Genomic DNA, 13,599 nt, shown 5'->3' on the forward strand with positions numbered 1-13,599 from the left:
TCCTCAGGGATGCGAATGGCGCCAAGCCGCCTCTTCGTCGTCGTACCGCGTGTCCCAGGTGCCGAACTGGGACTTGGCTGCAGGACTGAAGTCGGTCACCGTGTCGCCGGAGAAGTTCCACCAGGTCTTCGTGAACGGCTTGTCGTCAATCGAGACGGAGATGACACCCGTGTAATCACAGCGGTAGAGCGTGGTGTGATCCCGCTCGTAAACGCGGGTGTACTGCGGCGGGCACCGACCGGGTGCCCGTGCCCACGCATGATTCGCCGAGTTGCCCGCACCCGACATGCCGCAGGTGGGGAAGGGCTCCCCATGCGCCAGGTCGCGCAGGACTTGCCGGATCGGTGGAACGCACTGAGGAATTGATTTCCAGCTGGGTGCTGCGAAGCACAGCAACACCAGACAGCCGTCCACGGCATGCGCGGCGCTGGGGGCGAACAGGCCCAGGGATAGCAGAGCTGTGGCTGCCCCCGCCGAGCACAGCTTCTTGACCTTGTCCACCAACAGGGCCGCGCTCCGAAGTGAGGGCGCTTGCCGGTTCCTTGAAGGGATGAAGACCATCTGACACCTCACAGTTTCCGCATCCGCCGGAGGTGAAGGTCACTTCATCTCGCTGGGTGCCGTGAGGTCAATGTAGGTCTGGGAGATCCGGGTCCTGCTGCTGGATTTGGGCTGTTTTCCAGCATCTGCACGTTACAACGCATCGGCACCATCGGCACCATCGGCTTCACTGGCAAAAGAAAACCCGGCATGAAAGCCGGGCAACTCAAAGTCGCTGTGACACGACTTTCAGGGAGGAGGGCCGACTGTTCAGGCCGACCCGGCTGCAGTATTGATTCAACGGGTGTCGATCGTCTACTGTGCCGGGGCGGGCTTGCTCTTGACTTTGCGCCGGGGTAGACAGCACTGCAGCGAGGCTGTGTGATAACACGCGAAGCACTGGTCCTGCAGGGGTGTCGCTGGCTGTTCAGGCGGTTTTCTCAGCTTGGTCGCGGCAGCGACCCGTCTGATTGATCTTCGAGGCGATCTCGGGGTGCCTATTCATCCCGCAGCGACCGTAGATGGCGCTCATGCGCCCAGGAGGCGCATCGCCTTCATGGCCCCCTCAAAGCCCAGGATGCTGAGGACTCGTTTGAAGTTGTACGCCAACACGCTCAGGCTCATCTCGGTTGCCACGTTCTGGAAGCCCCGGGTCAGGAAGTGCGTCCAGCCCATCCAGTGCTTGAGCGTTCCGAACACGTGCTCAATGGTGCTCTTGCGCACCGTCATGGCGTTGGGCATGCGGTCTAGCCGTTGCTGGGTCTGGTCCATGACCTCCTCGTGCTCCCATCGCCTGATGCGCCGGTACTCACTCGTCGTGCACTGCGCCTTCATTGAACAGGTGGGGCAGGCGCTGGACCAGTAAATGCTGATCTGCAGTCCAGCTTCTTCTCGGCTGAAGCGGTGAATCGCGCGCTGACCCGCTGGGCATTGGTACTCGTCGTCGCGGGCGATGTAGACGAAGTCGGTCTTGTCGAACCGGCCTTCGAACCTGGCGTTGGATGTCATCGGTTTAGGAACAAGCGCGGCAACCCCGACATCCTGGCAGGCCTTGAGCCCAGGGCCGCTGTAGTAGCCACGATCTGCGATCGCTTTCAACCGGCGCTTGCCCATCGCATCACGCGCCGCCAGCGCCATCGGGCTCAGCTGCGCGCGGTCACTGCCGTTGTTCGTGACCTCGTGGGCCACGATCAGATGATTCTTGGTGTCCACCGCGGCTTGCACGTTGTAGCCCACCAGGGCCGTTCCCTTGGCGCTGTAAGTGGTCATGGCGCGCGCATCAGGATCCGTCTGGGAGATCTGCCGATCCGGCAGGGTCTCCAACTGCGCCTTGATCACCTGCAGGCCTTGCAGGCGTTGGCGCATCTTCTGGATCTTCCCGTGCAGCCGCTCGGTCTTGGCCTGCATCTCTGCAGGCTGGGTCCGGTCTGCCGTCTCCAGCGCGTCCAGGTAGCTCTGGATGCTTTCCTCCAGCTCACGCTCGCGCCGCTCGATCTTGCCCGGTGTGAAGTTGCGCTCCCGGTTGTTGACCGCCTTGAATTTGCTGCCGTCGATGGCCACCACGGCCTCGGTGAACAGCTTCAACTCGCGGCACAGCACCACGAAGCGACGGCAGACGTTGCGGATGCCCTTGCCGTTGTCGCGCCGGAAGTCCGCGATGGTCTTGAAGTCGGGAGTGAGCCTGCCGGTCAACCACATCAGTTCCACGTTCCTCTGGCACTCCCGCTCCAGCCGGCGACTGGACTGGATGCGATTGAGGTAGCCGTAGAGGTACAGCTTCAGGAGCACTGCAGGGTGGTATGAGGGTCTGCCGGTGGAAGCTGGCGTTGCGCCGTCGAATCCCAGCGCCGCAAGGTCCAACTCGTCGATGAAGGCATCAACGATCCGAACCGTGTTGTCCTCTGCAATGAAGTCGTCCAGGCACTCTGGCAGCAATGTGACCTGCTGCCGATCCTGACCCTCGATGAATCTGGACATATTGACCCCGGTGTTCAATATGTCTGCGGACTCTACCGGCCCAGGGAACAGGCCGTGAGAGGGTTTTCACACAGCCTCCAGCGGATGCAGACATTGCTGCAGTGCCTTGATGTAACTCACACGCCGCTTTGCAGTCATTTGCTCGGCGCCGTTCGAACAAGGTCAAAAGCCCATCATGACTTGTTCAGTCGACGTCACAAGCGCCCGAGCCCGCGTAGGATGGCCGCGTGTCCGTTCGCTCCTTCGGCGACCAGACACCACCGACATTAAGGGAAAGATGGGGAGAAGCCTTCGATGGTGCAGCCGAGGCAATTCGTATTCGTCATACGACCTCAAACGAGCTTCGAAACAATGGGGTGGAACGTTCGCCCCAAAGACCGCGGCATATCTTGCGTGGCCTTTTTCTGGCTGGAGATGTAGGTAAGCACCCCGATGGTAGCAAGGTACGGAATAGCCGCCAGCAACTGTGACGGAAACTCTATTCCCAAGGTTTGCGCCTGGAACTGAACGGCTGTGATGGCTCCGAAGAAGACAGCGCCGAATACCAGCCGGATCGGTCGCCACCCTGCAAACAGGACCAAGGCGATGGCCATCCACCCTCGCCCTGCCACCATGTTCTCTTGCCAAAGCAGGACATATCCAGCGCAGTAGTACGCACCGGCCAACCCTGACATTGCTCCGCCAAAGAGCACTGCGGCATATCGCAGCCTCGTGACAGGAAATCCAATCTGGTGGGCCACGACGGGAGAGTCACCAACCGCTCTGAGACGCAAACCTGCCCGCGACCGGTACACGAACCACCACGCAGCTGCGCACAATGTCAATGCGAGATAGGCAAAGAGCGGCAGCCCAAACACCGCGGGCCCGACGATAGGGAGTTCGGACAGCAAAGGGATGTGGACGTTGGGCGTGGGCTGGATGGGTTGAGACGGCGTCAGTTTCCCAATGAAGGCCGACAGACCAGTGCCGAATGCCGTGATGGCCATACCCGTGGGTATCTGGCTTGTGTAAAGCGTCAGGGTACAGAACCCAAAAATGGCCCCCAAGAACAACCCCACCACCAAGCCCGCGAGCATCCCTGCCCACAGGTTGTTCGTCGCTGTCACCGCAACGAAACCTGTCGCGGCACCCGCCAGCATGGTGCCTTCCGCCCCCAGGTTGACCACACCAGCTCGCTCGCTGACGAGCTCGCCAAGTCCAGCCATCATCAGCGGCAGCGCAGCAATCACGGCACTTTGAAGCAGCGCCCCCACGACATCATGTCCTGCCATGTTCACACTCCTTGTGCCCCGATAGGGCGGTTGACTTGAGCCTTGCGCTGAAGCTCATAGCGCACGAGCAGGTCCATACCCAAGATGCTCAGCAGAAGTACCCCTTGAATCAAATAGCTCAGCGCACTGGGTAGCCCAAGCTCCATTTGCAGGTTAAGGCTGCCGATGTCAACCAGAGCAAGAAGCACTGCTGAGACGGCGATCGATGCCGGCTTCAATCGGCCCAGGTAGGCGGCCACGATCGCGGTGAACCCATAGCCGGGCACCCAACCTGCCTGCAACTGCCCAAGAGACCCCGACACCTCAACTGCGCCCGCAAGTCCCGCTGCACCACCACTGAACAGGAACGCCACCCAGATGGCCATAGGCTTTGAAATGCCTGCATAGGACGCAGCTCGCGCGGATTGGCCTGCAACGATGAGTTCATACCCGATTCGACTCTTGTCAATGAACAGGATCGTGGAGATGACGGCCACGACCGCGACGGCCAAGCCGAGGTTAAGCCGCGTCCCATCCCAAAGCGACCAACCCATGGCTGCCACGCCTGGCAGCGTCACATTGCTGTTAAAAAGCGCCGTCTCCGGAAAGTTGAGCCCTTGTGGGTCTCTCCAAGGTCCGCCCGTGAGCCAACTGAGCAGTTGCCCTGCGACGTACACCAGCAGCAGGCTCGATAGCGTTTCGTTCACAGAGAACCTGGTGCGCAGCATTGCTGGCAGCGCAGCCCAGGCGCCGCCGCCAAACGCCCCGCCAACCAGAACAGTGAAAGTGGCCAGCCATGTCGGCACATCAGGCGGCATGTGCAGTGCCACAGCGGTCGCGCCAATGCCCCCCAGGATGACCTGTCCTTCAGCGCCAATGTTGTTGACGCCGGTTCGAAAGGCCACAGCCAGTCCGAGGGCTGTGATGCTAAGAGGGCACGCTTTGAGCAGCACCTCCGCTAAGCCGCCCAGGGACGACACAGGCGTGACGACCAACGTCACGATGCCTTTGATCGGTGGCGCACCTTGCATCGAAAAGAGCAAGGCGGACAAGAGGACTGTCATCGCGAGCGCCGCGAACGGCGTCATGCGCAAGGCCCACACTGACGGGCGCAGCCTGGGCGCGAGTTTGAAAGCAAGTACGGATGTATTCATTGGTTGCCCATCAAGCTGCAGCTTCGCTTGTAGCCGGCTCATCGAAGAGGCCCGCCATCCACAAGCCGAGCCGCTCTGTGTTCATCTGGTGGCGCGAGACCGCGGGGGAGAGCTTGCCCTTGGCGATGACCATGATGCGGTCGCACATTTGCATGAGCTCATCAATGTCCTCGGAGCCCACCAGGATGGCGGAACCGGCCTGGGCCAACTCTGTGATCTGCTGGCGGATGAACAAGGACGAGGCGATGTCCACGCCCCATGTCGGCTGCGCGACCAGCAGGACCTTCGGGCGTTTGCCCAGCTCCCGGCCGACGATGAACTTCTGCAGGTTGCCCCCGGACAGCGTGGACGCGGCCGAGTCGGCCCCTGCGCACTTCACGCCAAACTTGGCAATGGTCGCCTGGGCCATCTCTGCCAGCCTGGCTGAACGCAGAAAGCCAAGATGAGAGAACTCATCCGTCGATGCGCCAGCTTGCGACAACAAGAAGTTCTGCGTCAAGGACAGATCAGGCAAGGCGCCCTGGCCCACACGCTCTTCCGGTATGTAGGCGATGCCAAGTGCCCGTCGCTTCTTCACGCCGACGGTGCCGGCCGACTTCCCCCCAACCTGGACCGCCCCTTCGGCCGACAACCGCTCGCCACAAAGGAACTCGAACAGCTCCCTCTGGCCGCTGCCTGAAACACCGGCGATGCCAAGAACCTCGCCACTTCTTACCTCGAAATTCAGGTCTACGAGCCTGACTTCGTCGGAGGTGCTTGGGGTAGATGAAAGGTGGACCACCTTGAGCACCACATCGCCAGGAGCCTTGCTTGGCCGCTCGTACACGGACAATTCACGGCCGGTCATGAGCACCGCCAGTTCGCCCTCCGGCGTGTCGGCCACCGTGACCTCTCCGACGAGCCTACCCCCGCGCAGAACCGAGGCGTGGTGGCACAGTGACTTGATTTCTGCCAGCTTGTGGCTGATGTACAGGATGGCGCAACCATCGTCTGCCAGCTTGCGGATGCTGTCGAAGAGCGACGCGATGGCTGGCGCGGGGAGGACCGCCGTGGGTTCGTCGAAGATCACCAACCGCGGCTGCGAGAGCAGGCAACGCACGATCTCCACCTGCTGGCGCTCACCTACAGACAGGGCCTCTACCTTGCTGTCCAAGGCGAGCTGGAGCCCGTACTTCTGGGCGACCGAGGTCGCGCGCAGCCGGGTCTCCTGTTCCGTGCGGCCTGGCGGCACGGAGAGCAGGATGTTCTCCAGCGTCGTCAGGGATTCGAACAAAGAGAAGTGCTGGAAGACCATGCCCACGCCCAGCTCGCGCATCTGCTGCGGGCCGAGAAAGTCGATCTCGCGGCCCGCCCAGATGATCTGCCCCTCGTCGGGCTGCACTGAGCCGTGGATGACCTTCATCAGCGTGCTCTTGCCGGCGCCGTTCTCGCCCACGATGGCGCGTATCTCACCCGGACGGACTTTGAGCGATACGCGTTCGTTTGCGATGACCCCGGGGTATCGCTTGCTGACCTCGATCAGCTCCAACAATGGCTTCACCACCGCGCCACCTTTCAGCCACCAGGCGTGCCGACGACGCCCTCGACTGTCCAGTCCATGCGGTCACGATCCTGAGAAGGCAGGGAAGCCCCCGCGGCGACGCGCTGTACCCCTTTGCCGTCCTTGAACGGGCCGGCAAAGGCGTCCAACTTGCCCTGAATCGTCAGCTCGCGGTCGGCCTGGAACCGGGCCAAGGCCGCTGCAGGAATGAGCTTCTCGTTCAAGCCTCGGATATCGACGAACTTCTCGCGGAGGGAGCCGGCCTCGGCCGAGCTCTTCCAGGTGCCACCAAGCACCTGTGCCGCCTGACGAAGGTAGTAATCGGACCAATCGGCAACCACCGACCCCAGGCAGGTCTTCGGTCCGAAGGCGGCCATGTCACTGGTCCACCCGAACGAGTAAACACCACGCTCTTGCGCGACGGCTACCGGCGCGGTCGAATTGGCGTCCTGAAGGATGACATCCGCTCCCCCGTTGATCAGCGTGAGGGCAGCCAAGCGCTCCTTGCCCGGGTCATGCCACGCATTGATCCACACCACCTTGACCTGGATGGCCGGGTCCACCTTGCGGGCACCCAGCGTGAAGGCATTGAGGTTGCGGAAGATCTCCGGCAGTGGGACCGGCGCAACAAAGCCCAGCACCTTGGACTTCGTCACCGAGGCCGCGATGCCACCGGCCAGGTAGGTGCCGTCGTACATGTTGGCCGTGTAGCAGCTCATGTTGGGTGCGGTCTTGTAGCCGGATGCGTTCAGGAAGGTCGCCTTGGGAAATTCCTTCGCGACCTTGAGCATCGAGTTCATGTACCCGAAGGTGGTGCCGATGACGAGCTGATGGCCCTGCATGGCCAACTGGCGGAACACACGCTCGGAGTCGGCCGTGTCCGGCACGTTCTCCACCCTGGTGACAACGACATCGGAGCCGTACTGCTTCTCCAGCGCGCGGATGGACAGGTTGTGCTGGTAGTTCCAGCCGGCATCGCCAATCGACGACTGGTAGACGATGCCGACCTTCAAAGGCTTGCCCGCCTGCGCGGCAAAGAGCGGCACCGTGCCTGAGAGCAGCGTCAGGCCGGACAGAAAATCGCGACGGTTCATGTGGGTGGCTCCTGTTCACAGCTTCCAGTGCAGGACCAGTTGGGGAACGCGTTCGGTGCTGCCCTTGGCACCGAACTTGTTTTTCCAGTACTGATACTCCACGCCCATGTAGACATTGCCGGGCTTACCCCAGAAATCACCCACATCTAGCTTGAGTTGAGGTGCCGTGAGAATTTGTTGCTTGCAGGTGCCGTGGCCGCCGATGATGTCCATGTACCCGTCGAAGACAAAATTCAGGTTGCCCACCTTGAATGGGGCGCTCCAGTACGGGGTCAGCTGGTAGGTCGTTGTGCGCCGGCCGCACAGGGTGCCGCCACCGAAGCCGCCGTAGGTGCCCAGGTCGCGGTAGGCCACCACGTCGAAGTTGAAGTACGTGAACTTCGGGACATCGAGTTCGAAGCCCATGCCATAGGTGATAGCGGACGCGTTGGGCCGGAAGGCGCTGTTCTTGGCGCCATAGTTGTAGCCCACCTGCACGTTGACATCCTTCACCGGACCGAAGGAGATGCTCTTGCCGGAGAGCTTCGACAGACTCAGATAGACATCCCCTTCGCTGTACATGCCGGCAGCGCGACCATCTTCTTCGGCCGTCTTCTCCAGCGTCAGGAAAAAGTAAGTCCGGCCCCAGCTTGACCCCGTCACGTTCTCGACCTCGAAGAGGTCCTTGGCGAACTTCGGCCCACCGGTCGAGCCGTTATCGTTGAAGGTATTGCCACGCCGGTACTCGAAACTCGTTGTGCTCCAGTCGGCAGCAGTTGCGGCGACGGTCGTGGCCGATGCGAGGGTCACGGCGGCCATCTTGCCCAGGAAACCAAGATTCATTGCAGAACTCCTATAAGTGGGGAAGTCGAAGGGGAGTGACATTTCTCAGGCCATGTCGTTGTTATTCGTGAAGCGGGTCTGCGACCTTGGGCAAGGGCACCTACATCGCCCACCGTCAGGGCGCACGAATCCGACCGCTGATGCATGAATCAATCAGCGCTGTGCGTCTGTCGGGTGGGTCTGCGAGCGGCCTGTTTGATATGGCTCAAGGCGCGACCTGGAGGCCACTGTATGGGGGCACCGTGACCTTGGATAGCAACAAAGCTGCAACGCTTGAGCCTCAAATATGGAACGCACCGAGCTGGCGCCCCAATAGGCAAGCGCCTGACGAGCAGATGGTGCTCGTCAGGCCCTGGGCTTTCTCAAGCGATCGCGAACTATCGCCTGGTGCTCGGAGTGAGCACGGACGCCACGTAGTTGTTAAGCTTGCCGATGTCTTCCATGCTCTGGGTGAGCATGTCGACAAACGAACGCAACTTCTTGGAGGCGTAGCGGCTTCGCTGATAGGCGCAGTAGATTCGCTTCTGTTCCGGCTTCCACGCAGGCAGCACGGGCAACAGACCACCGCTCTTCACTTCCGGTTGCGCGAAGAAGTCTGGCAGCAAGGCAAGCCCGAGACCGTCCACACAGAAGGTCTTCATCAGCCAGTAATCGTTGGTCCTTACTGCCACGCGTGACTGGTATTTGTGCGAGGTATCGCTGGAGTGCAGCATCACTCGTTCCGAGAATTCGGAGCGTTTCAAGACCACGGAGTTGTGTGCAGTCAACTCCTTTGGTTCCATCGGCATACCGTGACGCGCCACATATTGTGGGCTCGCGTAAAGACCAAACGAGAGCTTGCCAACTAGCTTGGCTACAACGTCAGGCACGTCAGGCGCGACCGCGCAGATGTAGCAGTCCACGTCATCAAGCCGGGGCGCATCTGACCGCTCGGCCGCATCCAGTTCGCAGAGCGTGTTCGGATGACTCTCCATGAACAACTTGATGACATGGCAGACGAACGTCGTGGTGAAGTGGTTGTCCGATAGAACCTTGAGCCGCCCTTTGCCACCCTGCGTCAGCTCTTGCACCTCGTGCTGGGCCGTCTCCCAACGGCCGCTCAGGTCGGCCAGCAGCGCCTCGCAGTGCGCGTACAGCATCTGTCCTGCCTCGGTGGGAGTGATTGTTCTGGCAGACCTAATGAGGAGTTGGACTCCAAGCTCTTCTTCCAATCGCTGCAGCGACCTGCTCAGCGTTGCTTTGGCGACACCTGTCTGCGCCTCCGCCTTTGTGAGACTCCCCGCCCTCATGATGGACGCGAATGCTTCGACAAGTTTCAGTTCCATGTTCAAAGTGTGACGCCTCTATCGTTCCAAAAATGGAACTGTTTGTCGATCAATTGTTCCCAGAACCCCGCTCCAGTGAAAGGGGGTCGGCATGTCGCCTTGGTTTAAAGGCTGCGTAGTGTTCCTAGTGCGCTGGTGCGCTGGTGCGCTGGTGCGCTGAAGCCGGACTGTTCCAAAAATGGAATGCATCGTCCCCAGGGCACTCTTTAAACGGACCGCGTAGCCCTATAAATTCTCAACCATTCCCGCAGCATTTAGCTGCTCCGTGTTGCAGTGTTTAAAGGAGCGATGATGAAACGGTCAATGTCTGTATGGCCAGCAAGCTTGGTGGTTGCACTAGCACCATCGCTTGCCCTGTCCCAGGAACCGACAAAAGTCGGATTTATCTACTTCGGACCTGTTAACGGCGCTGGCTGGACCTACCAGCATGACCTTGGCCGGCAGGAAATGCAGAAGGCCTTGGGCAATAGGGTGTCTGTCCAAACGGTGCCAAACACATCGGAAGGCCCCGATGGTGAACGCGTCGCGCGCGAGCTGTCGGCCGATGGTGCCAAGGTTATCTTCGCTGTCGGGTTCGGGTACATGCGAGAGGTTCTGCGCGTGGCGAGAGAGAACCCCGACAAGTGCTACGCCACAGCCAGTGCATACATGACCGGCCCAAACGCCAGTGGCTACAACGCCAAGTGGCAAGAGGGCGGTTACCTGGCAGGTCTGGTTGCCGGCAAGATGACCAAAGCTAACCTCATCGGATTCGTTGGCGCCAACCCGGTGCCGGACGTCATGTTGTACCTCAACGGCTTCGTACAGGGGGCTCGGTCGGTCAACCCCAAGGCTTCCGTGAAGGCGGTCTTTGTCGGCTCCTGGTCTGACCCGCCCAAGGAAGTAGATGCAGCCAACGCGCTGATGAACCAGGGCGTCGACGTGATGACCCACTACACGAACACACCGGCCGTGGTCAGCGCTGCCGATACGCGCAACGTCGCCTCCATCTCGTTTCACTCTGACATGCGCAAGTTCGCGCCCAAGCGTTACCTGACCGGGGTGACTCACGAGTGGGGCAGCTACTACACGAGGATGACCTCGGAGGCGCTCGCAGGGCACTGCAAGGGCGGCCTGTACTTTGGCGGCATCAAGGAAGGGAACATCAAGATGGCGCCCTTCAGCAGCTGGGTTCCCCAGGACGTGGTGGCGCTGGTCGCGGCCAAGAGCAAAGACATCGCCGAAGGCCGCCTGAAGGTGTTTTCTGGGCCCATGAAGGACAACCAAGGCAACCTGAAAGTGCCCGCTGGCGCCTCGTATCCAGATGCCGAACTGGGCAAGATGACCTGGTATGCCGAGGGCATCGTCGTTGGCAGGCTGTGAGAAGGACGCCGCAATGCGCAACATCACCTGGTACCCCGTCGTCCCGTCTCACCACTTAAGGCCCAGCGACAACATCGTCGCCGGGTTCACCAAAGGTCAGGAGCTCGCGCTCTGGCGCAGCAAGGACGGGCTTGTTCAAATCTGGGAAAACCGTTGTCCGCACCGCGGAACCCGGCTGACCCTCGGCCGCATCATCGATGACCGCCTCTCATGCGCCTATCACGGCTGGGAGTTCAATGCGAACGACGGCAAGTGCGCCAGCATCCCCGCACACCCGAACACCCCGGCGCCCAAGCAGTTGTGCATCAAGACCTATGCGGCGATGGAAGCCGAGGGCATGGTCTGGGTGAGCCACGGCCAACCGTCGAGTGAAGCAGACGATGTCTGCCCGGAATCGACGGCGACTAAACGGTCGTACATCCGCAGCGTCGGGCTTCGCACCGGGCTCGATGACGTGGTCAGCGGCTTGACCGTTCATGGCTTTACCCCTTCCGCACCGTTCAAGTGGCAAGGAGCGCTCGCCGGTCACCCGGCCACTGTGTTTGTGACCGATGCGGGTGATGGCCTGGCCTTCGTGCATGCCTGGCTGGACAAGGGCTCGGACGCTGCAGCCCTGGCGCAAGGCCTGGCGGCGGTGAGCCGCTTGCGCGACGACATCGAGTCTCGAGCATCGTCAAGGAGCTGAAAGATGACTTTCCAATGCAACGACCAGTCCATGCTGGACGATTGGCTGACCGTCGGCCCCGCCTCTCGCCTGGCGTCGGCCACCGAAGCGCGCCCCTTCCAGACCAGGCTTCTCGGCGCGGAGGTGAGCCTGTTGCGTAGCGGCGGGCGTCCGGTGGCGCGCGTCGATGGCCAGGACGTGATGGTGCTGGAGGCGTACAGCTACCTCTGGGTCTGCCCTTCGGGCAAGCCCCGGCGCACCCTGTTCGCCTTCCCGGAGTTCCACGAAGAGGGACGCCGCATCATCGACTGCGATGGCATCGGCGTGGCCACCTCCGGACTGCGCATGGTCGAGAACTTCCTCGACATGGGCCACTTTCCCTACGTGCATGCGAACTACCTGGGCCAGGTTCCCATGACCGAGGTGCCGGAGTACGACGTTGAGATCGACGAGGTGAACGACGAAATCTGGGCGAAGAATTGCAGGTTCTTTCAGCCCAGGACGTCCAAGTCGGCCACCACAGGCATCGAGGTGGGCTACCGCTACCGCGTCATGCAGCCCATGAGCGCGATGCTCTACAAGACGGCGTTCTCACGCCCGCAGGAGCAGGATGCCATCGGCCTGTTCGTCCAGCCCCATGACGAAGAACACATCACGGCGTTCTGCCTGCTGGCCTACTACGACGACGTGTCGACCGACACGGACCTCATCTCGTTCCAGCACACCATCTTCGGGCAGGACAAGCCCATCCTCGAGAACCAGGTGCCCGCTCGGATGCCGCTAGAGCGCGGTGTGGAGATCCCGACACGCTGCGATGCGATGTCGGTGGCCTACCGCCGCTGGCTGACCGAGCGTGGCACGAGCTATGGCGCCATCGCGGCGAATGCCCCATGAAGGACTCCCGCGCATTCTTCGTCGAGCGCAAGTGGATGACGGCGACCGATGTCGCCGGTCTGCTGCTCGTCCCGGAAGATGGCTGCCCGGTTCCCCGGGTGGAGCCAGGTTCGCACATCGAGGTCTTCATCGAGCGGCCAGGTCAACCCCTGCTCGTGCGCCAATACTCCCTGTGCAATGGTCCGAACGAAACGAACGGCTACGTCATAGCCGTGAAGCTGGAGGGGCAATCTCGGGGCGGTTCGAAATGGATCCATGAACTTGAGGTCGGCAGCCTCGTCAATCTCGGCGCGATCCGCAACCTGTTTCCGCTGGCGCCAGCGGCAACCAAACACCTGCTCCTTGGCGCAGGCATTGGCATCACGCCATTGCTCGCCATGGCTCAGTCCTTGCACGGCACAGAAGCTGAATTCGAACTGCACTACTTCGCCAGGGCGAACGAGCACATTGCATTACGCGACAGGCTTCGCTTGCTCGAAAGCACGGGGTGCGTCCATCTCCACATCGGACTGGATGCCTCCGCTGTGGGACAAGCCATTGCCACCCTGTTGACCCATCGAGATGCCGGCACCCACCTGTACCACTGTGGTCCCGGGCCCTTCATGGATGCGGTCGAGAAGGTGGCCGCCGGGGCATGGCCTGCAGAGCGGGTGCACGCCGAGCGCTTCCAGGCTTTGCCGCCACCGACTGCTGCAGGGCATGACACCTTCGTTGTCCGGCTCCACCGCACAGGCGCTTCGTGCACCGTCGAAGCGGGCCAATCCATCACGGAGGCCCTGGCCGCGGCCGGGCATGGCATCGATGTCTCTTGCGAGCAAGGCGTCTGCGGCACCTGCCTGACCAAGGTCATCGACGGAACCCCGGAGCACCGGGATGCCTATCTCAGCAAGACCGAGAAGGCGCGTGGAGACCAAATGCTTCCGTGCGTCTCCCGGTCCTGCTCCCCGTTGCTTGTACTCGACCTCTAAGAAACACGC

At 61.4% G+C, this 13,599-nt stretch carries 12 protein-coding genes; 4 read left to right on the forward strand and 8 right to left on the reverse strand.

The genetic code is table 11. The features are described from left to right. Positions 1-3: 3 nt before the first annotated feature. The 8 genes from K5880_RS02895 to K5880_RS02930 form a co-directional block, all read right to left on the reverse strand. On the reverse strand, positions 4-501 hold the full coding sequence (locus K5880_RS02895) for a hypothetical protein (protein WP_256861420.1): 498 nt from the start codon (positions 499-501) through the stop codon (positions 4-6). Between the two features lie 567 nt (positions 502-1,068). Further along, positions 1,069-2,517: an IS1182 family transposase gene (locus K5880_RS02900; protein ID WP_297648518.1), complete on the reverse strand. Its 1,449-nt coding sequence runs from the start codon at positions 2,515-2,517 to the stop codon at positions 1,069-1,071. Positions 2,518-2,849: 332 nt separating this feature from the next. Beyond that, positions 2,850-3,788 carry an ABC transporter permease gene (locus K5880_RS02905; RefSeq protein ID WP_079365880.1) on the reverse strand — a complete coding sequence of 313 codons (939 nt, stop codon included), beginning with the start codon at positions 3,786-3,788 and terminating at the stop codon, positions 2,850-2,852. Between the two features lie 2 nt (positions 3,789-3,790). Beyond that, the gene (locus K5880_RS02910) at positions 3,791-4,855 is read right to left on the reverse strand and encodes an ABC transporter permease (RefSeq protein ID WP_218669486.1); all 1,065 of its coding nucleotides are present in this window, start codon (positions 4,853-4,855) and stop codon (positions 3,791-3,793) included. 76 nt (positions 4,856-4,931) lie between these two features. Then, entirely contained in the window at positions 4,932-6,461 is a 1,530-nt protein-coding gene (locus tag K5880_RS02915; protein WP_179130056.1) for an ABC transporter ATP-binding protein, read from the reverse strand. 14 nt (positions 6,462-6,475) lie between these two features. Further along, on the reverse strand, positions 6,476-7,555 hold the full coding sequence (locus K5880_RS02920) for a BMP family ABC transporter substrate-binding protein (RefSeq protein WP_079365877.1): 1,080 nt from the start codon (positions 7,553-7,555) through the stop codon (positions 6,476-6,478). Between the two features lie 15 nt (positions 7,556-7,570). Beyond that, positions 7,571-8,377: an outer membrane protein OmpK gene (locus K5880_RS02925; protein WP_179130055.1), complete on the reverse strand. Its 807-nt coding sequence runs from the start codon at positions 8,375-8,377 to the stop codon at positions 7,571-7,573. A 377-nt stretch (positions 8,378-8,754) separates the two neighbouring features. Further along, positions 8,755-9,702: a LysR family transcriptional regulator gene (locus K5880_RS02930; RefSeq protein WP_079365875.1), complete on the reverse strand. Its 948-nt coding sequence runs from the start codon at positions 9,700-9,702 to the stop codon at positions 8,755-8,757. Positions 9,703-9,993: 291 nt separating this feature from the next. On the opposite strand from K5880_RS02930, the gene K5880_RS02935 reads away from it, so the two are divergent. From K5880_RS02935 to K5880_RS02950, 4 genes are read left to right on the forward strand one after another with little or no spacing between them, the layout of a single operon-like run. Next, positions 9,994-11,064: a BMP family ABC transporter substrate-binding protein gene (locus tag K5880_RS02935; RefSeq protein ID WP_179130054.1), complete on the forward strand. Its 1,071-nt coding sequence runs from the start codon at positions 9,994-9,996 to the stop codon at positions 11,062-11,064. A gap of 13 nt (positions 11,065-11,077) precedes the next feature. Next, complete coding sequence (locus tag K5880_RS02940) at positions 11,078-11,749, forward strand: Rieske (2Fe-2S) protein (protein WP_143434275.1); 672 nt, start codon at positions 11,078-11,080, stop codon at positions 11,747-11,749. Positions 11,750-11,752: 3 nt separating this feature from the next. Beyond that, a complete protein-coding gene (locus tag K5880_RS02945) occupies positions 11,753-12,622 on the forward strand; it encodes a (2Fe-2S)-binding protein (protein ID WP_079365872.1) in 870 nt (289 codons plus the stop codon). After that, positions 12,619-13,590, forward strand: coding sequence for a PDR/VanB family oxidoreductase (locus K5880_RS02950; RefSeq protein ID WP_079365871.1), 972 nt, complete (start codon positions 12,619-12,621; stop codon positions 13,588-13,590). The genes K5880_RS02945 and K5880_RS02950 overlap by 4 nt, the downstream gene beginning before the upstream one ends. The last annotated feature ends 9 nt before the right edge of the window (positions 13,591-13,599 follow it).

This window comes from Hydrogenophaga sp. (genome assembly GCF_025699295.1).
GTDB lineage: Bacteria > Pseudomonadota > Gammaproteobacteria > Burkholderiales > Burkholderiaceae_C > Hydrogenophaga.